At 56.0% G+C, this 23,129-nt stretch carries 22 protein-coding genes and 1 rRNA gene; 12 read left to right on the top strand and 11 right to left on the bottom strand.

The window, feature by feature from the left end; genetic code table 11:
* Window position 1 precedes the first annotated feature (1 nt).
* From NIZ92_RS01415 to apaG, 5 genes are all read right to left on the bottom strand, one after another.
* On the bottom strand, window positions 2–1,618 hold the full coding sequence (locus NIZ92_RS01415) for an EAL domain-containing protein (protein WP_203145194.1): 1,617 nt from the start codon (window positions 1,616–1,618) through the stop codon (window positions 2–4).
* 311 nt (window positions 1,619–1,929) lie between these two features.
* Window positions 1,930–2,661, bottom strand: coding sequence for a DsbC family protein (locus NIZ92_RS01410; RefSeq protein WP_254002573.1), 732 nt, complete (start codon window positions 2,659–2,661; stop codon window positions 1,930–1,932).
* A 39-nt stretch (window positions 2,662–2,700) separates the two neighbouring features.
* Window positions 2,701–3,894, bottom strand: coding sequence for an FAD-dependent monooxygenase (locus NIZ92_RS01405; RefSeq protein WP_254002572.1), 1,194 nt, complete (start codon window positions 3,892–3,894; stop codon window positions 2,701–2,703).
* The gene (locus NIZ92_RS01400) at window positions 3,891–5,186 is read right to left on the bottom strand and encodes a murein transglycosylase A (protein ID WP_035268486.1); all 1,296 of its coding nucleotides are present in this window, start codon (window positions 5,184–5,186) and stop codon (window positions 3,891–3,893) included. Before NIZ92_RS01400 ends, NIZ92_RS01405 begins: the two co-directional genes overlap by 4 nt.
* A 15-nt stretch (window positions 5,187–5,201) precedes the next feature.
* Entirely contained in the window at window positions 5,202–5,576 is a 375-nt protein-coding gene (apaG, locus tag NIZ92_RS01395; protein WP_021447080.1) for a Co2+/Mg2+ efflux protein ApaG, read from the bottom strand.
* A 117-nt stretch (window positions 5,577–5,693) separates the two neighbouring features.
* Between apaG and rpe the strand changes: the two genes are divergently transcribed.
* A complete protein-coding gene (gene rpe / locus NIZ92_RS01390) occupies window positions 5,694–6,389 on the top strand; it encodes a ribulose-phosphate 3-epimerase (RefSeq protein WP_254002571.1) in 696 nt (231 codons plus the stop codon).
* 26 nt (window positions 6,390–6,415) lie between these two features.
* On the opposite strand, the gene NIZ92_RS01385 is transcribed toward rpe, so the two are convergent.
* Entirely contained in the window at window positions 6,416–8,218 is a 1,803-nt protein-coding gene (locus NIZ92_RS01385) for a GGDEF domain-containing protein (RefSeq protein ID WP_035268491.1), read from the bottom strand.
* Window positions 8,219–8,429: 211 nt separating this feature from the next.
* Between NIZ92_RS01385 and NIZ92_RS01380 the strand changes: the two genes are divergently transcribed.
* The 9 genes from NIZ92_RS01380 (at window position 8,430) to NIZ92_RS01340 (ending at window position 17,181) form a co-directional block, all read left to right on the top strand.
* Window positions 8,430–9,110 carry a phosphoglycolate phosphatase gene (locus NIZ92_RS01380; protein ID WP_021447082.1) on the top strand — a complete coding sequence of 227 codons (681 nt, stop codon included), beginning with the start codon at window positions 8,430–8,432 and terminating at the stop codon, window positions 9,108–9,110.
* Window positions 9,111–9,325: 215 nt separating this feature from the next.
* Window positions 9,326–10,846, top strand: a complete 1,521-nt coding sequence (trpE, locus tag NIZ92_RS01375; RefSeq protein ID WP_009458527.1) for an anthranilate synthase component I — start codon at window positions 9,326–9,328, stop codon at window positions 10,844–10,846.
* A gap of 38 nt (window positions 10,847–10,884) precedes the next feature.
* Entirely contained in the window at window positions 10,885–11,448 is a 564-nt protein-coding gene (locus NIZ92_RS01370) for an aminodeoxychorismate/anthranilate synthase component II (RefSeq protein ID WP_021447083.1), read from the top strand.
* A gap of 3 nt (window positions 11,449–11,451) precedes the next feature.
* Window positions 11,452–12,486, top strand: a complete 1,035-nt coding sequence (gene trpD / locus NIZ92_RS01365; protein WP_035268496.1) for an anthranilate phosphoribosyltransferase — start codon at window positions 11,452–11,454, stop codon at window positions 12,484–12,486.
* Window positions 12,483–13,283, top strand: a complete 801-nt coding sequence (trpC, locus tag NIZ92_RS01360) for an indole-3-glycerol phosphate synthase TrpC (RefSeq protein ID WP_009458523.1) — start codon at window positions 12,483–12,485, stop codon at window positions 13,281–13,283. The genes trpD and trpC overlap by 4 nt, the downstream gene beginning before the upstream one ends.
* Window positions 13,280–13,738 (top strand): HIT family protein, encoded by a 459-nt coding sequence (locus NIZ92_RS01355; RefSeq protein WP_203145195.1) that lies wholly within the window; start codon window positions 13,280–13,282, stop codon window positions 13,736–13,738. The genes trpC and NIZ92_RS01355 overlap by 4 nt, the downstream gene beginning before the upstream one ends.
* A 460-nt stretch (window positions 13,739–14,198) precedes the next feature.
* Complete coding sequence (locus tag NIZ92_RS01350) at window positions 14,199–16,055, top strand: ribonucleoside triphosphate reductase (protein ID WP_254002570.1); 1,857 nt, start codon at window positions 14,199–14,201, stop codon at window positions 16,053–16,055.
* Window positions 16,056–16,230: 175 nt separating this feature from the next.
* A complete protein-coding gene (nrdD, locus tag NIZ92_RS01345; protein WP_009458520.1) occupies window positions 16,231–16,413 on the top strand; it encodes an anaerobic ribonucleoside-triphosphate reductase in 183 nt (60 codons plus the stop codon).
* An 18-nt stretch (window positions 16,414–16,431) separates the two neighbouring features.
* The gene (locus NIZ92_RS01340; protein ID WP_254002569.1) at window positions 16,432–17,181 is read left to right on the top strand and encodes an anaerobic ribonucleoside-triphosphate reductase activating protein; all 750 of its coding nucleotides are present in this window, start codon (window positions 16,432–16,434) and stop codon (window positions 17,179–17,181) included.
* Between the two features lie 5 nt (window positions 17,182–17,186).
* On the opposite strand, the gene NIZ92_RS01335 is transcribed toward NIZ92_RS01340, so the two are convergent.
* The 3 genes from NIZ92_RS01335 to NIZ92_RS01325 are packed head-to-tail and all read right to left on the bottom strand — an operon-like array spanning window position 17,187 to window position 19,616.
* Window positions 17,187–17,684, bottom strand: coding sequence for an SCP2 domain-containing protein (locus tag NIZ92_RS01335; RefSeq protein WP_254002568.1), 498 nt, complete (start codon window positions 17,682–17,684; stop codon window positions 17,187–17,189).
* A gap of 15 nt (window positions 17,685–17,699) precedes the next feature.
* Window positions 17,700–18,602, bottom strand: coding sequence for a U32 family peptidase (locus tag NIZ92_RS01330; RefSeq protein WP_031232782.1), 903 nt, complete (start codon window positions 18,600–18,602; stop codon window positions 17,700–17,702).
* An 18-nt stretch (window positions 18,603–18,620) separates the two neighbouring features.
* Window positions 18,621–19,616: a peptidase U32 family protein gene (locus NIZ92_RS01325; protein ID WP_009458516.1), complete on the bottom strand. Its 996-nt coding sequence runs from the start codon at window positions 19,614–19,616 to the stop codon at window positions 18,621–18,623.
* Between the two features lie 248 nt (window positions 19,617–19,864).
* Here NIZ92_RS01325 and NIZ92_RS01320 point away from each other — a divergent pair, with 248 nt between their 5' ends.
* Together NIZ92_RS01320 and NIZ92_RS01315 are read left to right on the top strand one after the other, a co-directional pair.
* Window positions 19,865–20,086 carry a DUF2249 domain-containing protein gene (locus tag NIZ92_RS01320; protein WP_035268878.1) on the top strand — a complete coding sequence of 74 codons (222 nt, stop codon included), beginning with the start codon at window positions 19,865–19,867 and terminating at the stop codon, window positions 20,084–20,086.
* Window positions 20,087–20,090: 4 nt separating this feature from the next.
* Window positions 20,091–21,458 (top strand): hypothetical protein, encoded by a 1,368-nt coding sequence (locus tag NIZ92_RS01315; protein ID WP_254002567.1) that lies wholly within the window; start codon window positions 20,091–20,093, stop codon window positions 21,456–21,458.
* Here NIZ92_RS01315 and NIZ92_RS01310 read toward each other — a convergent pair.
* Together NIZ92_RS01310 and rrf are read right to left on the bottom strand one after the other, a co-directional pair.
* On the bottom strand, window positions 21,397–22,167 hold the full coding sequence (locus tag NIZ92_RS01310) for a Crp/Fnr family transcriptional regulator (protein WP_060186097.1): 771 nt from the start codon (window positions 22,165–22,167) through the stop codon (window positions 21,397–21,399). The genes NIZ92_RS01315 and NIZ92_RS01310 overlap by 62 nt on opposite strands.
* Window positions 22,168–22,948: 781 nt before the next feature.
* A 5S ribosomal RNA gene (gene rrf, locus NIZ92_RS01305) occupies window positions 22,949–23,061 on the bottom strand.
* Between the last annotated feature and the right edge of the window lie 68 nt (window positions 23,062–23,129).

Here is a 23,129-nt window from a genome sequence, read left to right as displayed (position 1 = left end):
CTTATAAAACACTACCACTCAAGCGTCGGGAAGCTTCATGGCCTTGGCCAAAAGAGGGTTCGCTGCTGGCCAGAGTCAGCAAGAAGCCATCTTCAGACATCAATTCCGAGGTCAGACGCCCCTGGTAATGACCCAGCTCCAGATTCAAGGCAAGATCGCGCTGTTCCAGGTTATCGACACCTTTGATAACCAGCTCAAAGCCCTGCTCGCTCAGTAAATGGCACGCGGTTTCCAGCAATGCCTTGAACGTCGGTTCACGGCAGGCGCGTTGAATAACCTCGGCTTCCAGTTTGACGCCGCTAATTGGCCAGCCACGCAAACGGTTGAGCTTGTTGTTCTCAATATCGGGGCTGGTCAGCCAGACCTGAATGTCCTGTTCTTTCAGAAACTGCAAAGCCTGGATCAGTTCTGGTGTTTCTTCCAATTCCTCGTCGCTGAACAAGTCCAGTTCTACACAGCAAGGCTGCAACTCGAACTGACGCAACATGCTGGGCATGCGCTTATAGATAGGCAGCAGCATATCGATGGGCAACTTCAGGCCAATATGGCTGGCACGCAGCGAGTACTCCTGCCACCAGCGACGCACGTCAGCCATCAGGGTGCGCAGCATCCATTCGCACAAAGCCTGACGGTGAATGGCGTCAGGCATATGGCGCAACACCAGATCCGATGACAGACGCAAGCCTGTGGGCGAGGTCCAGAACACCTGGGCGTCCACACCACTGTATTGGCCCGTACTGGTCGCCACGCGCAACTGATAAGAGAAAGACAGCGCTTCGCTGGCCTGGGGATCAAGCACATCCAGAGTTTCCAGCGCACGCAAGAGTTCCAGCGGCGTGGGCTGGGATGCTTCCTGCTCGTCGCGCTGGGCGTAAAACTCCATGATTTCAGTATCTTGCGGCTCTTGCTGGGCGATCAACTTGCCCGTAAAGGTGTAGCCCCAGCCGTGCACCGACTTGATCGGCAAGGCCACCCCTGCCTGACTGGCCTTGCGGCGCAAACGGCTGATCAGGGAATCCACTGCACGGCTGTCACTGGCAGCCAAGCCTTTGTCACGCATCAGGTCTTCACGGCTGAAACGGGCATCCGCATGGCGGATGAATGCGTCCATCAATTGACGTTCGCTATGCGTCAGTTCCAGTCCCACCCCATTGGGAGCCACCAGAGTCCAGCCTTTATCGCGCAAGATCCATTCCTGCTGGCCACTCTGATCCTGAACCTCTTCCATCGCCTGGGTGGCACCCACGGCGGCATAAACATTACGGCGGCGCACGGCATGGCACCAGGCCATCAGCTCGGGAACTTGCACATCCATAGCCAGACACGCATCAGCGCCCGTCAGCAGCAACTGCACACGAGCACTGGCAGACAGGCCGGACTGAACGGCCACAATACCCAGCGAGCCAAAGTCATTGCGCAATTTGGCCACCATCAAAGGCACGTAGCCCGTCTCAACAGGAAACAGCAACAGATCGGCCTGGCTCAGACGCGCCTCGGCTACCTTCTCCAGGGATCTGACAACGCTTGTCTTGGTACCGAAAACCCGCAGTTGCTCCAGCCAGTAGTGCAAGCCTTCGCCTTCTTCCAAAACAATCAACACGCAGCGTGCATGTTCCATAAGCGCCTACTATTTAATTATTGTCAGTCCCACGACGTTCCCGGCGAGGGCCGACAATACTATTTTTATCAATAGTTAGAATTATCACTTCTAGAATACGGAGCACAAAGTAAAGAATGGTCAAATGTGGCGTTTGAAATTTTTTGTCTTCAAAATAACGTCCGCCTTACCGCCTGAACCATCTCGGGATTATTTTCTAATCGCTGCTCTTTTAAAATCATGCCCCACAAATAATTATAGTTTCCATAACGATGGGACATAAAAAACCCGCTCGAAAGCGGGTTGTTCTAGCTCAAGACCAGCCAGAATACTTACTGGGCGGCAGCGTCCAGGCGAGACTGCAACTGGGCAGCAGGCAGCCAGCCATCAGCGCGGCTGCCATCAGCAAAGTAAATGGCCGGGGTGCCTTGAACGCGCAGTTTTTGTCCTACTGCCAATAACTGATCCAATGGATGCTCACACGAGGCTTTCTCGGGTCGCGCTCCGCCCCCCATCCAATCACTCAAGGTTTTAGCGGGGTTTTGGGCGCACCAGATGTCCTCGGCTTTGCGGCGGCTGTCCGGTCCCAGGATGGGAAACATCAGGCTATAAACCGTAACATTGTCGATCTCCTGCAAAGTTGTATGCAGACGTTTGCAATAGCCGCAATTGGGATCTTCAAAAACCACCATTTGACGGCTACCGTCGCCTTTTACCAGCTTGATGGCCTTATCCAGCGGCAAGTCATTCAGCGACACACGATTGAGTTCCTGCATGCGCTGCTCGGTCAGATCAACACGAGTTTTGCTATCCAGCAAAGAACCCTGCATCACAAAGCTGGCCTGCGGGTCGGTGTAGAGCAAGGTGCCGCCCACTTCCACTTCCAGCAAATTGGGAAATGGTGTAGCGCGAATACCATCGACCGTCACGCCGGGGAAAGCGGCTTCAAAGGCCTGGCGGGTAGTCTCGAAACGTGTGTCTACTTTGGCGGGGCTGGTGGCCTGAGCCAGGCTGCACAGCGACAAAAACGCCAGAGCCAATACAGAACGAAGGTGCAACATCATGACGTACTTCCTTTGCTAATCGACAAGACCCTAGCGGCCTTAGAACAAGAGCGCGCCGGGGCTGACGCCGGCAGCATGCGCAATCAGGCGGCGTTTCACCCAGGGCAGGCGGTCCACCACTTGCATACCGGCATTGCGCAGCATGGAAGCCGGTGCTCCCGGTGCCGCAAACAGACGATACAAGCCATCGGTGGCTGCCCGCATGGCCGCAATCGGTTCAGCGCGAGCGCGCTTGTAGCGATTGAGTACACGCATATCACCGACCGAATAATGCGGGCCACGCTCGGACAAGACCTTGATCAGGGCTTCGATATCGCCCAGACCCAGATTCAAACCCTGGCCAGCCAAAGGATGGACGCGATGCGCCGCATCACCCACCAAGGCCACACCGGGCGACACCAGGCCGCTACGCTCAAAGGTCAACGGGAAACCGTGTACCGGGCTACGCAAGCTTAACTGCCCCAAACGGCCATTGGATAAAGAGAACAAGCTGTTTTGCAGATACTGCACCTGCTCCTCTAAAGGCATGGCCAACACCTTGTCGGCCTGCGCTTGCGGCACGGACCAGACCATGGAGACTTGCGGTTTGCCATCCACATCCGGCATAGGCAACAAGGCCAGAATCGAATCGCCAGTAAACCACTGCAAGGCGACTTGCTGGTGCGGGCGCTCCACGTTGAAGTGGGCCACCAAACCGGCGTCCCCATACTCACGACCATGGTGCTCAATGCCGGCCGCAGACCGCAGGCCGGAACGGGCACCATCTGCCCCCACAAACAAATCGGCGCTGATGCGCTTCTGTCCGGCGGTGATGATGGTATTGCCTTCCAGACGCTCGAAACGGTCTTCAATCCAGGGCACACCGAACACTTGCAAGGCCTGATACAGCGCCTGCTCCATCTGTCCGGACTCAACGATCCAGGCCAGATAATCCTGCGCATCCTGCCAAGCATGCAGATTCAGGCAACCGCCGCCATCACCATGTACTTCCATGGCCTGCACTGGCGAAATGCGCTGGGCCGACATCAAGTTCCAGGCACCCAACTGCGTCAGAAAACGCTGGCTGGCGACCGAGACGGCGTAGACACGGGGGTGATACTGCCCCGCCGCCAGTTCCATAGGCTTGTAAGCGGGGGACAAGATGCTGACATCAAACCCGGCCTTGCGTAAACCCAGAGCGCTGGCCATACCGGCCAAGGCCCCGCCACACACCACAATTCGTTCTTTGCTCATCGTGCGCTCGGTGCTCCTGCCTGACGTGGCCACAACAGCCACATTTGACCTTGCTGCTTCATGCGCCCTGCCTGCGCACCAGCCTGATCGCCCGTGCCCCAGTACAAGTCGGTACGTGCGGCACCTTTAATCGCCGCGCCCGTGTCCTGAGCAAAAACCAGTCGCTGCAAAGGCTGGTTAGAAGCAGGCTGCGAGGTAGCCAAGTACACAGGCGTACCCAAAGGCACGTAAGTGGGGTCAATAGCCACGGAACGCAGACCAATCAAGGGAATGCCATAGGCACCTTTAGGGCCCAGCTCCGGATCCACAATGGCCTCTTCGCGGAAGAACACCATGGCGGTATTTACATTCATCATTTCCTGAACGCGATGCGGATTGCGCTTGGCCCAGGCCTTGATGTTTTGCATGGAAGTCTGCGCCAAAGGCATCTCGCCCTGCTTGGCCAGCCATTGGCCTACCGAGGCATAAGGGCGACCGTTATGGTCGGCATAGGCCAGACGCACGGCGCTGCCATCGGGCAGGACCGCACGGCCCGAGCCTTGGATCTGCAGGAAAAAGCCTTCTACCGGATCTTCCGCATACACGATCACAGGTGGCTGGCGATCCTGCTTGGACACGATCTGCTCGCGTGTGTCGTAGGGCACAATGCGTTTGCCCACTTGCTTGCCGCGAATACGCTTGCCAGCCAGCTCGGGGTACAAGCTACCCAGGTCAATCGTCAGCAAATCATCCGGCGCAGCGAAAAGCGGCCATTGATAGCTGGAACTACGGGTACGCGAGGCCTTGAGCAAAGGTTCGTAATAGCCCGTGACCGTATTTTGAGCCACCTTGCCGTCGCCGGTCAGCAAACGCCAGGGCTGCAACTGTTGCTGCAGAAAATCACGTACAGCGGCCGTATCTTTGGTGTCAGCGTTCAGACCGGCAGAAGCCGCAGCCTGACAAACGGGCTGCCAGGCACGGGGATTGGCACGTGCGGGCATGGCCAGCGAACCGCTGACAGGACGCATCAGGCCCTTGCAGTTATTGATGAAACCTTTCCAGACATGGTCCAGCGAATCAGCCTGCCAGCCCGGCAAGGCGGACCAGTTCACGGCTTGATAACGCCCTGCCAACGCACGCGCCGGGGTTTCCGGCAGTGCCGACAAGGACGGCACGCGCAACGGTTGCAGAGCGATATCAGGACCGCCTTCTGCTGTACCCGGAGCCGTTGACGAAGAACCCTGATCCCCAGGAATGGTGGAACAGGCACTTAATGCCAGCAGTACGGCTGGCACGCAATAAATTATCTTCATGGCTGGGTTTGGCCCTTAGTGCAAGGTACGGGGAGAGGAAAGGATGAACTCCTGAATGGCGACCTCAAAGGGCACACCATTTTCACCAACACATTGATAGCTGCCGCGCATGGTGCCAAACGGCGTGTTCAGGGGGCAACCACTGGTGTATTCAAAGGTCTCACCTGGAGCCAGCACCGGCTGTTGTCCTACAACGCCCAGGCCACGCACTTCCTGAACCTGCTGATTGTCGTCCGTAATGATCCAGTGACGACTGATAATCTGGGCCGTCTGCTGTCCATTGTTGGTAATCCGTACGGTATAGGCAAAAACATATTGATTGCTATCGGGCTCGGATTGCTCAGGCAGGTACTGGGGCGTGATCTGCACCTCAATATCGTCAGGCTTCATGATGGATTCCAGGTTACGGCTGTACAAATACGGGGCGCTGCACAGCCCCCCGCTTGAAACTATAATGATGACATATGGCCACGATTTTCGTGATGTCTAATCTTTACGGCACCTATTATGTCCCAAGCCAGCTCCACACGTATCGCTCCCAGTATTTTATCGGCCGACTTCGCCCGCCTGGGTGAAGAAGTCCGCAATGTTATCGCCGCCGGTGCCGACTGGGTTCACTGCGACATCATGGACAACCACTTTGTACCGAACCTGACTTTCGGCCCCATGGTCTGTGCTGCGCTGCGCCCCCACACCACTGCCCCCATCGACGTACACCTGATGGTAGAGCCCGTGGACGCGCTGATCCCCGAATTTGCCAAAGCCGGTGCCGATTACATCAGTTTTCACCCCGAAGCCTCGCGCCACGTGGATCGCACCCTGTCGCTGATCCGTGACCACGGCTGTAAGGCCGGCCTGGTATTCAACCCGGCCACCCCGCTGAACTGGATGGATCACCTGATGGACAAGCTGGATCTGGTCCTGCTGATGTCCGTTAACCCCGGCTTTGGTGGCCAGACCTTTATCCCCAGCGCCATGGACAAGCTGCGCCAAGCCCGCGCCCGCATTGATGCGTGGACTGCAGAAGGTGGTCAGCCCATCCTGCTGCAAATCGACGGTGGCGTGAAGGTGGACAATATCGGCGCCATCCGTGCAGCCGGTGCTGACACCTTTGTGGCCGGTTCGGCTATTTTTGGTCAGCCCGACTACGCTCAGGTCATCCGCGACATGCGCGCGCAAATCGCTCTGGCAGAGCAGGCCTAAATCCTGCGTTCGGTCTGCTGTTCCCGCTACTGCAGCATCGTATTGCGGCTATAACTGCCCTGCCGAACCGCACTGTCGGGGCGGCGGCGCTCCACAAACAAGGCATTGCCCTGCACCCGCTTGGCCTGTGCCTTGGCAGAACTGGCCAGCTCCGCAATTAAAGAGCCCGAATACAATTCGGGCTCCTCGACTGTGACCACACCTAAAGACAGGCTCACTAGCGGGTGAAACACCAGCACGCCTTGACGGTTTTCAGCCAAATAGCCGCCTGCTTGCCGATGCTCCAGTCTATACAAGGACTCCAGCTCTTTTTCCAGCTCGTCCAGAATGCTTTGGCAGCGCTCGGCCCAGTCCGGGCTGGTAAACACCAAAATAAAATCGTCCCCCCCCACATGGCCCACAAAGTCCATGCGAGCCACCGCGTAACGGGTGAAGAGCTCGGCCATGGAGCGTAACAGCTCATCGCCTTTGCGATAGCCGTACAAATCGTTGTAGGGTTTGAAGTGGTCCAGATCCGCATAGCACACAGCGAAATTCTGCCGATTACGCAGCAAACCATCAATATGCTCATCAATCGGCACATTACCCGGCAATTGCGTCAGTGGATTGGCATAACGCGCCGTCATGATCTGAATCTGCGTAATTTCACGCATCAGCTCCACACTGGAGCCCAGGCCCAGATACTCACCCGCCCCGGTAATGATGAAACCATCACTCAAGGCATCCCCCGCTCCCTGCGTCATCAAGGTGCCCAACTCCAGCAAGCTGGTATCGCAGTCAACAATCAGCGGTGGGGTTTCAATAAACAGGGAGCATGGCTTGTTGCCATACAGTTCGCGGTGATAAGGCCGGGCAAGCTGATCATAAAGCTGGCTACGACGCAAAATACCCGTCGGTCGATCCCCTCGCACCAGAGCCACGGCACTAAGATCTGGGTGGCTTTGAAACAGCTCATACACACGATTCGTGGGTGTATTATCAGGCACCGCTGGCGCGGCACGCAGTAAACGCCGCACGCTCATGGAATCACGGCCTTGCACTTGACGCTGAGTGCGCACAGTGGATGGTCCAAACAGCGCGGCTTGAGCGGGCTCCAGCTGAGGCGGGGGGTTAGGTTGAGGGCGACACAGCAAATAGCCCTGCCCACAGGCCACGCCCAAGTACCGCAAGGTGCGTAGTTCCGCGCCGGTTTCAATCCCTTCAGCAATCACAACGGATTGCGCATGGCTGGCAATATCGCAAATGGAGCGTACCAATTGCTGCTTGAGCACATCGGTATCAATATCGCGCACAAAGTATTTGTCGATCTTGACGTACTCGGGTCGCAATTCGGACCACAAACGCAGCGAGGCATAGCCTTCACCCAGATCATCAATGGCAAACTGCAGGCCTTCTTTTCGATAAAGCTCAATAGCCTGATTCAGATAGTCGTAGCTGTCAGTACGCTCGGATTCGGTCAATTCGACCACCACCCGGCTCCAGTCAATGCCATCCAGCTGTGGCATACCGGTACGCGGTTCGATGCGGGCCGAAGGCAACATGCGCATCACCACATCCGGGCTGGAGTTCAAAAACAGTTTGCCCGCCAAACCCTGCTGCTTGAAACTGCTGACCAAGGTATGGCAACACAGCTCTTCCAGATCCCATAAGCGGCCACATTGCCGGGCGGCGTCAAACAAGGCCAAGGGCGAATAAAAACTGCTGTCCTTTGGCCCTCGAATCAAACCCTCGTAACCCAGAATCAAGCCGGACTGCAAATCCACAATGGGCTGAAAGACCGGCGTAACTTGTTTTTCTACGAGAATCTGATGAAATGTATCGAGCATCATACTTCCGCTCCTAGGGCCTTTCTGAACGGACTATCGAAAGCCAATCTTGTACCAAAATACGGTTTGCTCACTAAATTGATAAGCCCGCGTGCAGTAAGGAGCTTTAACATGATGAATCAAACGAAATGAAAACCCGACGTTCCGAAAACTTTTTTCTGCTCGACCTTAACAGGAATTTGACAATATTTTGTCACAAGTCCGCTACAAAAAGATGAATATTTTCTCTGTGCTGTTTGATTTGGATGGAACCCTGCTCGATACCATTCCCGATCTGGCCTCGGCATGTAATGCCATGCGTATCGACCTGGGTTTACCCCCGCTCCCAGAGGAGCGCATCGCCACTTTCGTGGGTAAAGGCTCGGAAAACCTGGTGCGACGCGCTCTGACCGATCTACCTGAACCTCCTGCCGACTACACCCCGGCATTGGAATCATTTTATTACCATTACCAATTATGTAATGGCCAACACAGCCGCCTGTATCCGGGTGTACTAGAAGGATTGGATGACTTTAAAAGCCAGGGATTGCGTCTGGCTGTGGTCACCAACAAGCCCGAACAATTTGCCCGCCCCTTGCTGGAACAAACAGGTTTGGGCCCGTACTTCGAACTGGTGGTGGGCGGTGATACCTGCCCGCGCAAAAAGCCCGACCCCATGCCTTTTGTCTACGCCTGCGAGCAAATGAAACTGGCTCCCGAACAGGCCTTGGTCATTGGGGATTCCATGAATGACGCCCAGGCAGCGCGTGCGGCGAACATCCCCGTACTGTTGGTTCCTTACGGCTATAACGAAGGCAAGGATGTGCAAAGCCTGGATTCCGATGGTATAGTTGCCTCTATTGCCGACGCGGCCACCTGGCTGCGCAATAAACGCAACACCATATTTACGTCATAAAATTCATGTCTACTCGCACTCACGCATCCACAATCTACGGCGCTTATTGGCGCTGGTGGCGTTCGTGTATCGGGTAGATATAACCTTGAAGTCTGGCGTCCCTGCAAAGTAGTACACAGCGGACCGCCTCCAGGAAAATAAGCCCGGTAATCACAACGACCGGGCTTTTTTTGTTTCTGTCCGGCTCGTCGTACCCACTGACCCTCGAGATCCCAATGACAGAAATAGAATTCAATGCCCTAGCAGCAGAAGGCTTTAACCGCATTCCCCTGATTGCGGAAACCTATGCCGACCTGGATACGCCCCTGTCGATTTATCTGAAACTGGCGCACAACGGCCCCGAAGGCGGACGTTACAGCTGCCTGATGGAATCGGTTGTGGGCGGCGAGCAGTTCGGTCGCTACTCCTTTATTGGCCTGCCTGCCCGTACCGTGATCCGCAGCTACGGCCGTCATACCCAAGTGCTGCACGATGGCAAGATTGTCGAAACAGCCGAAGGCGATCCGCTGGAATTCATCGAGCAATTCCAGGCCCGTTTCAAAGTAGCCCTGCGTCCTGGCATGCCCCGCTTTGCGGGTGGTCTGGCTGGTTACTTCGGCTACGACACGGTGCGTCACATCGAACCGTCCCTGGGTATGAACCGCAAACCCTTCCCTTCCGACCAGGAAGAAGGCGTGCCGGACATCATGCTGCTACAAGTAGACGAGCTGGTGATTGTGGATAATCTGGCTGGCCGCACTTACCTGCTGGTCTACGCCGATCCCGCCCAGCCCGAAGCCTACGTACTGGCCAAGCGTCGTTTGAAGGATCTACGCGAAAAGCTGCGTTCACCCGTCGTGATCCCTTACGCCTACGCCAGCATGCAAACCGAATGCGAGCGCGACTTCGACAAAGAGGATTACCTGAAGGCCGTGGCCCGCGCCAAGGAATACATTGCAGCCGGTGACCTGATGCAAGTGCAGATCGGCCAGGTCATCACCAAACCTTTCCGCGACTCGCCCTTATCCCTGTACCGCGCCCTGCGTTCGCTGAACCCATCGCCTTACATGTACTTCTGGAACTTCGACGACTTCCAGGTCGTGGGTGCCTCGCCAGAAATTCTGGTGCGTCAGGAAGAACACCGTCAGGATGGCCGCAACATGGAGCGCGTCACTATTCGCCCACTGGCCGGCACTCGCAAACGCGGTGCCACACCTGAAGCCGATGCCGCACTGGCCGCCGAGCTGAAGTCCGACCCTAAAGAACGCGCCGAACACCTGATGCTGATCGACCTGGCCCGCAACGATATTGGCCGTATCGCCAAAACCGGCTCGGTACAAGTCACGGACACCATGGCGATCGAACGTTACTCGCATGTTCAGCACCTGGTCTCCAACGTCTGCGGTGAACTGCAGGACGGCATGAGCCAGATGGACGTGCTGCGCGCTTCCTTCCCCGCGGGCACCCTGACCGGCGCCCCCAAGGTACGCGCCATGGAAGTCATTGATGAACTGGAGCCCGTGCGCCGTGGCGTTTACGGTGGTGCTGCTGGCTACCTGAGCTACTCGGGCGAAATGGATCTGGCCATTGCCATACGCACCGGCGTCATCAAGGACGGCATGCTCTATGTGCAGGCCGCCGCCGGTGTCGTGGCCGACTCCGATCCCGAAAAAGAATGGCAAGAGACCGAAGCCAAGGCACGCGCCGTAATCCGCGCTGCCGAACAAGTGCAATTCGGTCTGGACGAGCCTATTTAATCGCCCCACTGCCATCCTTTTTTTGCCGGAGTATTCCCATGCTGTTCATGCTCGATAACTATGACTCGTTTACCTACAACCTGGTCCAGTACTTTGGAGAACTGGGTCAGGAAGTAGTGGTACGACGCAACGATCAAGTCACACTTGAAGAAATTGAAGCCTTGAATCCCAGCCATCTGTGCGTCTCGCCCGGCCCCAAGTCCCCTGCGGATGCGGGCCTGTCGGTTGCACTGATCCAGCACTTTGCCGGCAAGCTACCGATTCTGGGCGTCTGCCTGGGTCATCAGGCGATCGGGCATGCTTTTGGTGCGCGCATTATCCGTGCGCAGCAAATCATGCATGGGAAAGTCTCCCCTATTACTCACCAGGGCACGGACGTATTCAGCAACTTGCCCTCGCCCTTTAACGTCACCCGTTATCACTCCCTGGCCATCGAGCGCGACAGCCTGCCCGACTGTCTGGAGGTAACCGCGCAAACCGAAGACGGCGAGATCATGGGTGTCCGTCACCGCGAATTGCCTATTTATGGCGTGCAGTTTCACCCCGAGTCGGTGCTAAGCGAGCATGGCCACGCCTTACTGAAGAACTTTCTGGACCTTTAAATCATGAACACCATCACTCCTACCGAAGCACTGGTGCGCTGTATCGAACACCGGGAAATCTTCCACGACGAAATGCTGCATCTGATGCGCATGCTCATGCGCGGCGAAATGTCGCCTCAGATCGCGGCTGCCTTGCTGATGGGCTTGCGCGTGAAAAAAGAAAGCGTGGGTGAAATTTCTGCCGCCGCCCAGGTGATGCGCGAATTTGCCACCCCCGTCATTACGCCCAATCCGGACGAACTGCTGGATATGTGCGGTACAGGTGGCGACGGCTCCAATACCTTCAATATCTCCACCGCCTCCATGTTTGTGGCCGCCTCCGTAGGAGTGAAAGTAGCCAAGCACGGCAACCGTAGTGCCTCTTCCTCGTCCGGTAGTGCGGACGTGCTGGAAGCCCTGGGCGTAAACCTGACCTTCTCGCCCGAGCAAGTGGCGCAAAGCATTGCCGAAACCAATATTGGCTTCATGTTCGCCCCCGCTCACCACGGCGCCATGAAAAATGTGGCTGCTGTCCGCAAAGAGCTGGGCGTGCGCACTATTTTCAATATTCTGGGCCCACTGACCAACCCGGCCGGAGCAACCAACCAATTGATGGGCGTCTTCCACCCGGACCTGGTGGGGATTCAGGTGCGCGTAATGCAACGCCTGGGCGCCAAGCACGTGCTGATCGTGCACGGCAAGGACGGTATGGATGAAGCCTCTCTGGGTGCGGCCACCCTGGTGGGCGAACTGAAAGACGGTCAGGTGCGGGAATACGAAATTCACCCCGAAGACTTTGGCATGGCCATGACCTCCAACCGCAGCATTCGCGTCTCCAGCAAGGAAGAATCTGCCGTGATGATTATGGAAGCCCTCAATAACCAAGAGGGTACGGCTCGTGATATCGTGGGCCTCAATGCTGGTTTGGCCATCTATGCTGCCAACCACGCCGACTCCATTGAACAAGGCCTGCGCATGGCTTTTGAGGCCATTGCCAACGGTGCCGCACGCGAAAAACTCGAACAATTCCGCGCTTATACAAGGAAGTTAAATCCATGAACGACATTCTGGCCAAGATCCTCGACACCAAAAGAGCTGAAGTCGTCACCGCCCGCCAACTGCGCAGCGAGTCCGATCTGCTGCGCGAAGCGAAGAACCGGAACGACCTGCGCGGCTTTGCCAGCGCCATTGAAGACAAGATCGCTCAAGGCAAGCCTGCCATTATTGCGGAAGTCAAAAAGGCCTCCCCGTCCAAGGGTGTGATCCGTGCCGACTTCAACCCGACTGAGATTGCCTCCAGCTACGCCGCCCACGGCGCGGCCTGCCTGTCGGTCCTGACCGATATCCAGTATTTCCAGGGTTCCTACGACCACCTGCGCCAGGCCCGTGCCGTATGCGCACTGCCCGTACTGCGCAAAGACTTCATTATTGACCCCTATCAGATCATCCATGCCCGAGCCATGGGTGCCGACTGCATCTTGCTGATCGTCGCCGCGCTGGAGAAGGATCAGCTGATGGAGTACGAAGAAATGGCCCACGAACTGGGCATGGACGTACTGGTTGAAGTACATGACCGCGCCGAGCTGGATATTGCCTTGCAAATGAAGACCAGCCTGCTGGGCATCAATAACCGCAATCTGCGCACCTTTGAAACCAGCACCCAGAACACGCTGGACCTGCTGCCCTTTATCCCCAGCGAAAAACGCGTTGTCACCGAAAGCGGTATTCACACCATTGAAGATGTGGCCCTGATGCGCGAGAACCAGGTGCAAGCCTTCCTGGTCGGTGAGGCCTTCATGCGTGAACCTGATCCAGGCGTTGCCTTGCAGAACCTGTTCTTCGGTCAGCCTGCATGAGCACCCACGCTTGCCCCCTGTGTGCCTTGAAACCCGATCAATTGCTATGGTCGGGTGCAGGGCTGCAGGTACTGGCCGTCACGGACAGCCCGTTTCCCGGCTATACACGGGTAATCTGGCAAGATCATGTGGCTGAAATGACAGACCTGTCTGAAGAACAACGGCAGCACATCATGGCAGCCGTATATGTGGTTGAGCAGACTCAGCGTGAACAACTGGGAGTCGCCAAGATCAATCTGGCTCAATTCGGAAATCAAGTGCCTCATCTGCATTGGCACATCATCCCTCGCTGGAAGGACGACCCTTTCTTTCCGGATTCAGCCTGGTCGCCCGCCCCCACACGCACCGAAGAGCAGAAACAAAGCTGGGCTTCCCACGAGGAACGCCTGCTTGAACAAGTCAGCGATTATCAGCAGGCACTGCGTACTGCGCTAGAAGCACGATTCAAGCACTAAACCCGCTATTCAAGTCCTGCTATTCAAGAAATACCCGCTGGCCTGTAAAAAGTCAGCGGGTATTTTTTTGCCTCCCGGAAAAGAGACGGCGCACTGTAACAGACAAGTACACCGCTTATCCGTGGAGCCCGCTACAGTGCGACTCCACCGGCAGGAGCCAAGCTGCTGTTGTGCTACTTGCACGGCAACCCACATAAACAGCTTGCTTGCATAGCATGGCCATAGCCAACTCTTTATACCTGGCAGCACGACCACCTCGACTTCACAAATCTCCACCTACGAACGATCAGGGTAAGGAGTGCCCAACGACTTCTTTCCGACAAAACCCTTGACCCAGTCACTTCGAGCACAAAATTAACCTAGATCAAGCCTGGATGACAATCGCCTAGCCCCTTCAAAAACCACCATATATAGTGTCGTTAATCCTAAAAATCACTACATATAGGTTTTGGTGAAAAATATGGCTACCCAGGAAACTGCATCGCGTCCAGCTGCTCAGCTGGACATCATCCGTTCCATTACTGAATATCTGGACCGCCAGGACTGGCGCGTGCAAGCCAATGCCAACCAGGGCTATTCGCTGGGCGGTCTGATTCTGAACAGCTCAGGCAAGATGATTGCCAACTACTGGCTCAGCCACGTTTACCCCGAAGCGATCGGCCAGGCACACCGTCAGGCCGACCTGCACATCCACGATCTGGACATGCTCTCTGGCTACTGCGCCGGCTGGTCCTTGCGCACTTTCCTGAACGAAGGGCTCAATGGCGTACCCGGAAAAATCGAATCCGGCCCACCCCGTCATCTAAGCAGTGCGGTCGGTCAGGTCGTCAATTTCCTGGGCACCCTGCAGAACGAATGGGCCGGTGCCCAGGCCTTCAGCTCCTTTGATACCTATATGGCGCCCTTCATCCGCAAGGACGGCCTGAGCTACAAGCAGGTGCGCCAATGCATGCAGGAACTGATCTACAACCTGAACGTACCCTCGCGCTGGGGGACACAGACGCCCTTTACCAATCTGACCTTTGACTGGGTGTGCCCCGACGACCTGCGCGAGCAAGTTCCGCAAATCGGTGGCGAAGAAATGCCGTTTTGCTACGGGGATCTGCAGACCGAAATGGACATGATCAACCAGGCCTATATCGAAGTCATGAGCGAGGGCGATGCCCGTGGCCGTGCCTTCACCTTTCCGATCCCCACCTACAACATCACCCGGGATTTTGACTGGCACAGCCCGAATGCCGAGCGCCTGTTTGCCATGACGGCCAAATATGGCCTGCCCTACTTCCAGAACTTCATTAACTCCGAGCTGGAACCCAATATGATCCGCTCCATGTGCTGCCGCCTGCAGCTGGATCTGCGCGAGCTGCTCAAACGCGGTAATGGTTTGTTTGGCTCTGCCGAACAAACTGGCTCCCTGGGGGTGGTCACCCTGAACTGCGCCCGCCTGGGTTATCTGTATCAAGGCGATGAAGCCGGTCTGTTTGCCCGTTTGGATGAACTGCTGGAAATGGGCCGCGACAGCCTGGAAATCAAGCGCACGGTGATCCAGCAGCATATGGACCAAGGGCTGTTTCCCTACACACGCCGCTATCTAGGCACCTTGCGCAATCACTTTTCCACACTGGGAGTTAACGGCATTAACGAGATGATCCGCAACTTTACCCAGGACAAGCAAAATCTTTGCACGCCGTGGGGGCACCGCTTTGCCCTGCGTTTGCTGGATCATATTCGGGAGCGCATGGTGGAGTTTCAGGAAAGTACCGGCCACCTGTACAACCTGGAAGCCACCCCTGCCGAGGGCACCACTTACCGCTTTGCCAAAGAAGATCGCGCCCGCTGGCCCGACATTCTGCAAGCAGGGACCGAGCAAATGCCTTACTACACCAATTCCTCACAGCTGCCGGTGGGCTTTACTGAAGACCCCTTCGAGGCATTGGAGCGACAAGACGAGCTGCAAGGCAAATACACCGGCGGCACCGTGCTGCACCTGTACATGACCGAAGCACTGTCCAGCACTGATGCCTGCCGCAATCTGGTGCAACGAGCCTTGAACCGTTTTTCCTTGCCTTACATCACCGTTACGCCCACATTTTCTATCTGCCCCAAGCACGGCTATCTGTCTGGAAAACATGAGTTTTGCCCGCATTGCGACAGCGAATTGCTGGCCAACAAGTTAGCTCAAGCTCGGGCCGAGGCTGACGTTCAAAACGAAGTTATCGCGGACACGCCGACACCGACACCGACACCGACACCGACACCGACACCGACACCGACACCGACACCGACACCGACACCGACACCGACACCAGTCCATTAAAACCGATCTCTTCAAGCCAACTTTTTACCAAGACAGGCTAAACCCAATCCACTTGGCTCAACTAAAACCAGGCTTTTGGTTGTCCTCAGCCTTTATCTACAACCAGCCTCTTGGCACACACCCAGGCTAGTCACATCCGCATAGCGTGACGGCCCTTTTTTCCAAGGAGTTATTCATGAACACCGACACCATCACTCTTCAAGATTCCGAACGCCAGCCTTGCGAAATCTGGACACGCGTCATGGGCTATCACCGTCCCATGTCGTCTTTCAATATTGGCAAGCAAGGTGAGTTTCATGAGCGACGCTACTTCACCGAAGCCAGCGCCTGCGCAAGCAATGCCGTCCCCACCCTATAAACAGCCCGGTCAAATTCCATGACTTACGCCACGCGCCATCTTTACCCGGCCACGCCTGCCCACAAAGTGGCATTGAAAGTGGGTGGCTGCGCCCCTTTCTCGGCTACGGATTACCCCGGCCAATTAGCCGCTGTCATCTTTGTGCAAGGCTGCCCCTGGCGCTGTGGCTACTGCCACAACCCCCACCTGCAAGAGCGCACACCAGACAGTGCTATTGATTGGAACGCCCTGCTGGACTTTCTGAATCGCCGCGTCGGCCTGCTGGATGCCGTCGTCTTTAGCGGCGGCGAGCCCACACTGGACCCGGCCCTGGGCTCCGCCATCCGCGCGGTGCGCAGGCTGGGTTTCAAAATCGGTTTACACACGGCCGGCACACATCCGGCCAGACTGCTGGAAATCCTGCCTTGGGTGGACTGGATAGGCCTGGATATCAAGGCAGAGTTCAGTCACTACGACGCCATTACTCAACGCAGCAATAGTGCCGCTGCGCCCTTACGCAGTTTGCAGTTGCTGCTGAACGAAGACGTTCTGTTTGAGTGCCGCAGCACTATTCATCCCCAGCTGCACAGTCCCGCCTCGGTACAAGCTTTGGGACAACACCTGCATGAGCTGGGCGTCCAGCGCTATGCCGTGCAGATTTTCCGCACACAAGGCTGTAATGATGATTTCCTGAATGAAACTGGGCAGGCTTTGCAGGCCTACCCAGGAGCGGAAGTTTTGGAAAACCTCCAGAAGCTGTTTCCGCACTTTGAAGTGCGACGCTCTTAATTGTCTCAGGAAGAAGCGGGGGTGCGTATCGGGCGGCGCAGCACATCCTGTAAAGCCGCTTTACCCTGTTTAAGCACTGCACGCGGATGCAGAATATCGGGGTCCAAGGCGTCCAGGGTGTTTTTCACCATCAGACCCAATTCGGTATCACCCTCAATCGACAGACGTCGATTAAAGAACAAGGTATCCGGATCTTCCTGCCTCTGCAAAAGCTGATAAAAAGCCCAAAGATCCGCTTTCAGGGTCAAATCCGGATGTTGTGCGCGTGCCGACAGAGGGTAAAAAGCCCCTTGGCGCCACGTATAGTCAAACGCTAAACCGGCATCCGCCACCTGTATGCGTAAAGCTCGACCTTCCAATCGTTCCGCAATGTCAGCCGGCAAGTGCGGACGCATCAGCACGTTCAAGCCCGTACAAAACAAGCGGGAGCCGGGCCACGGAGGTAATCGGCTTAAAACACCCGCCACAACAGCGGGTAAACGGGGAGTCGTTATTTCATTCATTCTTCCATCCCTCCCTTAAAAACGCTCTGACACCGGCGACACCCATTCCAAACCGGGGCGACCATGCCAGAAACCGTTGCAGGCCTTAGCGGGCAGTAAAGGCAGCATATCCTCGTGGGCATCCCTTGCCTGAATACGCCCCTGAATCACGTCATTAAACAAATGCACGACCGCATCCATATGCTGAGATTGCGGACTCAAACGCAGCATATTCACACCCAAATCGCGCAAATCCTGTACCTGCTCCAGTAAGGTGTACACCCAGGCGGATTGAGTCTGGATACCGTTAATCGTCAGAAAACCCTGCCCTTCACGAGTTTCCAGCAGCAAGCCATCGGGATAGTCCATGCATACGTACTGGCAATTGTCCTTGGGCAGATTGCGGTTACGCGCCGCAAAGCAACGGGCCGAGAAAGCCAGGGGCAAACGCCCGAAGGCAAAGACCTCGGTTTCCAAACCGGCAGGTCTGTCTTGTTGCAACTGCGCCAATCCTGCACGGCCCATTTCCAGAGGCATCACCCAACGCACCGCGCCTTGAGAAGCAATCAAATCCAGCACTGGCCCGTTATAAACATTTAAAAAAGGGCCGGCGACAAAGTCCCGACCCTGCATCAAACGTACTGCTCCCATATCATTGGCTTCGACCAGATAATCAGCCTGTTCGGTGACCTTGCGTAGCGTATTCACGTCCCGCCCGGACTCCAGCAAGACCTGACTAGACAAAACCGGCACCTTGCCAGCCTGGGCCAGCATCTGGGCAATATCCAGCCAATCATCCAGTCGTAGCTCGTGACGACGCGAACATACGGTCTCGCCCAGATACACCACATCGATCGGCCAGTCGCAGGCCGACTCATAAAACTGCATCGTGGCAACGCGGGACCAGTAATACTGCAAGGGGCCTAAAGATAATTTCATGATTGAGCCTCCCATGCTCTACTTCCAGGGCCGAGAATAGGCACCCAGCGTATGTTGCTGCCCTTCGGCCAGTTTGTTCAAAGCCCCCATCCAGGCCGGATGGACTGAATAACGGGCTGGCGTGGATTTGGCCGAATCAATGGCTTGACGCCAAACCTGGGTAACTTGAGCCACATAAGCCGGGCTGCGCTGTCGGCCTTCAATCTTGATTGCGCTGACACCCGCCGCCAACAGTTGTGGCAACAAGGACAAGGTGTTCAGGCTGGTGGGCTCTTCCAGTGCGTAATAGTTCTCGCCCGCCACATCAAAACGCCCTTTGCACAAAGTGGGGTAAGCCGCGTTTTCACCATCCTGATAGCGGTCGATCAACACACCATTCAGACGCGACTCCAGGCCCTGATCAGTCTGCTCCCAGCGCACATGCCCGGCGGGGGAACAGACTCCATGTGTATTGGGGGACTCACCAGTGGCATAGGAGGACAAGGCACAGCGGCCCTCCACCATCACGCACAAGCTGCCAAAGCCAAAAACCTCAACCTGAACAGGGACCTGCTCACAGACCTGCTCCACTTGGGTCATGGACAGGACACGCGGCAAAACCACGCGCTGAATACCGAAGTTCTGGTGGTAATACTTGATGGCTTCCGGATTGGTGGCTGAACCCTGCACCGACAAGTGCAAACGCAGATTGGGATGTGCCTGGCTGGCATAGGCCATCAAACCAGGGTCTGCCATGATGACCGCATCGACCTGAGCCTGGGCAGCTCGGTCCACCGCATCGCGCCACTGTTGCCAGGCATTGGGTTGCGGGTAGGTATTGAGAGCCAGCAAAACTTTGCGGCCGCGCTGGTGTGCGTAATCAATCCCTTGTGCAATCGCCTGTGCATCAAAATTAAGCCCGGCAAAGTTCCGGGCATTGGTGGCATCCCGGAACCCCAGATAGACACTATCGGCTCCGTTATCAATGGCTGCTTTCAAAGCAGGCAAGCTGCCCGCTGGGCAAACCAGTTCCATCTGCGGGTTATCGGACGCGGCTAAAGCCGTGGACGCTGTATTCATGACACTCCCCGATCAGCAATCTGGCCAGGGTGGATCCTGGCTCGACAAGACCACCACTATGCCTGCTCTGAAATTAAGGGGCCTTAACGCATATCAAATTCTTCCCACCTCCTGACCCGTGGCAAACAAGTCCCACTTTGCCTGCGCCATAGGCGGGCAGAATGGTCCACAATGCCTTCCAAGCCTTTCGTGCTGGAGTCTTGATGACACAAACTGAGATCACGCTGGATACTCGCGGCCTGCCCGCACCCGAGCCTTTGGAGCATTGCCTGGAAGCACTGGCTGAACTGGCTCCTACCCAGGCCTTGCTCATGTGGCTGGATCGAGAGCCCTTCCCCTTGTATGAAATCCTGCGACGCAGCGGCTTTAAATATCACGGCACCCACCAAGAAAACGGCTTCAAGCTCATCATCCGCAGGAACTAAGTCTATGCAACGCGCTTTATCGCTGGATCAGTCACCCTCTTTGTCACTGACCTTGCCCTTGTTTGCGAATGTCCCTTTTTTTGGAATGCTGGCTGCCATGCTGGCGCTCTATAGCGGACCGGAATTATTCAACTCCCGCTGGCACCCCGCTACCTTGGCCATAACCCATGCCTGGACCTTGGGGATCGTGGGCAGTGCCATGTTTGCCTCTTTGGCACATATCCTGGCCGTGGCCTGCAATGTGCGTATTCAGGTATCACGCGGTCAGGCGCTAGCTTTTTGGGGCTTGCTCAGCGCTGGCACACTATTTCTGATGACGGGCTTTCTTAGCTGGCAAAGCTGGGCTTACACGCTGGCAGGCGCTTGTCTTGCCTTTGCTTTGGGGGCTTATCTACTGACTGCCATGCTGACCTTGTGGCGCTCTCGGCGCGACGTCTTTCGCGGCGCCAAAGAAATCGTTGCTCCTATCCGACTGGCTTTGCTGGGACTGTTGCTGACTGTATCAACGGGGCTTGCCATGCTGGTCGCCCTGGCAAGCGAACAAGCCGTCGCCAATTTGCTGAATTTTCACATGACGATGGGCTTGGCAGCTTGGGCAGGCTTGCTGCTGATTGCCATGTCGTTCCAACTGCTGCCTATTTTTCAAATCACCGAACTCTACCCAGCGCCTCTAGTACGTTGGCTACCTTGGGTCGTAGGAGCCTTGTTGATTGCACAGTGGGCCCTGGCCTCCTTACCTGGCTCCTGGTTACCTGTGCGTGATCTGGTCACCTACCTGATCTTTTTAAGCTACGGCTTATGGGCGGTGATTACGTGGGCGCGCCTCTGGAAACGCAAGCGTCCGACAGCAGGAGCCAGCACTTTATTCTGGTATAGCTCCTTAAGCAGCCTGTTGATTGCTGTTCTGTTGAACTTCTGGACCCACAATCCCGCCGCCTCCAACGCAGAGCTGGCGATTGGTGTCTTGCTCATTATGGGAGCCTTGGGTTCCGTCGTCTGTGGGATGCTCTATACCATCGTGCCCTTTCTACTTTGGCGGGAGGCCCAGGAGCATGTCAGCATGGATACGGACAATACCGAGCACACGCGTGCCCTCTTGCGCCTTATTCCCAAGACTGCCAACTACATCCCCGCGTCCACCGCCCGCGCGCATTGGGCTTTGCATAGCCTGGGCCTGATACTCTGGACAGGGGCAAGCTTGGGCGTCGAATCTTTCGCGTGGTTGGCAGCACCTGCCTTGCTGCTGTCCTTTGCGATCCTGTCATGGAATCTATGGGCAGCCTGGCAGCGTTATCGCCATAGCCTGCGCGCTATCCACGCATATCAGGCAGAGCACCATATTGCCGCAAAGCCGCGCTGTCCAGAATCGTAAAATTACGTCGCTGAACCCGAATCAGATCCCGGTCCATCAAATCACGCAAGGTACGTGATAAGTGCTCCGGGGTCAGATTCAGGCGGGAAGCAATGACGGACTTACCGACATCGATCCTGAAGGGGACACCCTCTTCGCCCGGCCACTCCTGCAAAAGGTAATTCACCAGACGTTGCACACCATTTTGCAGCGTATAGGCCTCCAACTCGCCCATCAAGCGATAAAGCCGCTCACTTAAACCAGCCAGCATCAGGCGAGCAACATCACTGCCCTTCTCCAGCTGCTCCATCAAGGTGTCTCTGTTGATATGCAAGAGCAGAGAATCCACCAAAGTCTGGGCCGTCACAATGTAATTACGGCCCATGAACATCAGCGCCTCACCAAACCCCTCTCCTGGCCCCACCAGGCGAACGACGCGCTCTGAGCCCGTGGACGAGACAAATACCAGCTTCACCCGACCATAGACCAACATGTGAAAGCCCAAACAAGGGTCACCACTGTGAAATAAAGTCGTCCCACGCAAAGCATGTATTTCCTGAGTGCCTTTAGCGATGGGCTCCAGCTGTTCCGGTGGCAGCTCCTTGAATATAGGCAGATGAGCCAGCTGGGCCTGTATCCGCTTCCAGCGTCCCGGCCCTTCACCCTGCAGTAGCCTGGTGTCTGACAATTCTTCATTGCTTGCCTGCGAGGCCATGTCTTGAGCCGCCATATCTTTCCCGTAAGCCAAATAGAACCATAGCTAGACTGACATACTCCGTTCCCTCTTGTTCAGATTAGCTCGGTGCCTGATTGATACACGTCAAACAGATAAATCGAGGTTTTAAAGAGGACGTAAAAAGATAGTCAGAACTGCTAGTTCAGCATGACTTAGGAACAGATCCAAGCAAGAAGCGGTCAAGTTTGACCATGTTAGAGGTAGGGAATATTGAGAGGGGAAACTGATTGGGGACAGCCTCATTTCCAAATCGACTTGAATTCTGAATGGATGCAATAGGCCTTAGCAGAGCCAGCTACGTCGACGTTAAAGAGAAAACTGAGTAGGAATTTCAGAAGGATCAGGGAGGACGAATACAGGCAGTGACTAAGTACGCTACAGCCCTAAGCTAAGGAGACAGATGTCGGCAGTTGCAGGCGTCAATCTTGGTCATCAAAGCTGATTGATGCAGAAAGCTCAGCAACTAATGCTACAAGCGCGCAGAGTAGAACGACCGAGCCCCCTGCAGGTAAGCAGCGATGGATTGAACGTCAAACCCTAGGGTGCAGGGACAGGATGCCATGACCGACCTACTAGGCTTAGGCCAATCGGCGTCGGTAAGAACACGGAATACACGCAGCCCGGAACGGGCCAGGAGGGGTGGCGGTGCGCCTGAACCGGGCGGTCCAGGGTCAGGCCTTCGAGCAATCCGAGACAGGCCGGTAGCCTGCGCTTTTGTCGACGCCTAAAACAAAACCCCCGCAAGGGATGCTTGCGGGGGTTTTGAGGAATAAGAGCTTGACGATGACCTACTTTCACAGACGTCCGTCCACTATCATCGGCGCAAAGGCGTTTCACAGTCCTGTTCGGGATGGGAAGGTGTGGGACCACCTTGCTATGGTCGTCAAGCGTAACTGGTTGCCGAGTCGTCTTTTTAAGGGACGCCCCAGCCAATTGGAAGAAGCACACCGCTAGCG

The sequence above is a fragment of the Alcaligenes sp. 1735tsa3 genome (assembly GCF_024134565.1).
GTDB lineage: Bacteria > Pseudomonadota > Gammaproteobacteria > Burkholderiales > Burkholderiaceae_B > Alcaligenes > Alcaligenes phenolicus.
This window is presented reverse-complemented; position numbering and strand designations above follow the sequence as displayed.